The sequence below is a fragment of the Amycolatopsis sp. WAC 01376 genome (assembly GCF_003947415.1).
Lineage (GTDB): Bacteria > Actinomycetota > Actinomycetes > Mycobacteriales > Pseudonocardiaceae > Amycolatopsis.
Genome location: NZ_QHKL01000026.1, coordinates 1 through 698, shown reverse-complemented (window position 1 = coordinate 698; position 698 = coordinate 1). Strand labels below are relative to the sequence as shown.

Here is a 698-nt window from a genome sequence, read left to right as displayed (position 1 = left end):
CGCACGAAGAGGCGGGCGGCCGGATGCCGGGCGCGGGCAGCCGGTGGGCGCCGAAGAAGGACCTGAGCTGGGAGCCGGTCCGCATCGAATGGGTCGCCGAGGTCCGCTACGAACACGTCGAAGGCACCAGGTTCCGGCACGGCGGGAGGCTCGTGCGCTTCCGTCCCGACCGCGACCCCGCCTCGTGCACGTACGCGCAGCTCGAAGAGGTCCCGCCCGCCGAGCTGGCCACCTTGTTCACCGAGCTGGGGGAAACATGAAGGCGGAGCCGGTCACGCTGGACCTCGACGGCGTCGAGTTCACGGTGTCCAATCCGGGCAAGGTCTATTTCCCGGAGCGCGGCGAGACCAAATTGGACCTCGTCGAGTACTACCGCGCGGTCTCGGTCCCGCTGCTGGCCCAGCTCGGCGACCGGCCCTTGGTGCTGGAGCGCTATCCCGACGGTGCCGGCGGGACATCGTGGTTCCAGCAGCGGGTCCCGAAGAACGCGCCTGACTGGCTGACCACGACGGTGGTGTCCACTCCGAACGGGACCACTTCGGACGCGCTCGTGGCGAAGGACCTCGCGCACGTCATCTGGGCGGTGAACCAAGGTTGCCTCGGTTTCCACGTCTGGCCGAACCGGGCCGACGCGCCGGACATCAGTGATCAGCTGCGGATCGACCTCGACCCGTCGCCGGGGATCGGGTTCCCCGAGC

The 698-nt window shown here is 69.3% G+C and carries 2 pseudogenes; both read left to right on the top strand.

The features are described 5' to 3' along the window. Positions 1-260: pseudogene (locus tag DMH03_RS41960) on the top strand (ATP-dependent DNA ligase); the annotation flags it as partial. Then, positions 257-698: pseudogene (locus tag DMH03_RS41955) on the top strand (ATP-dependent DNA ligase); the annotation flags it as partial. The pseudogenes DMH03_RS41960 and DMH03_RS41955, both read left to right, overlap by 4 nt.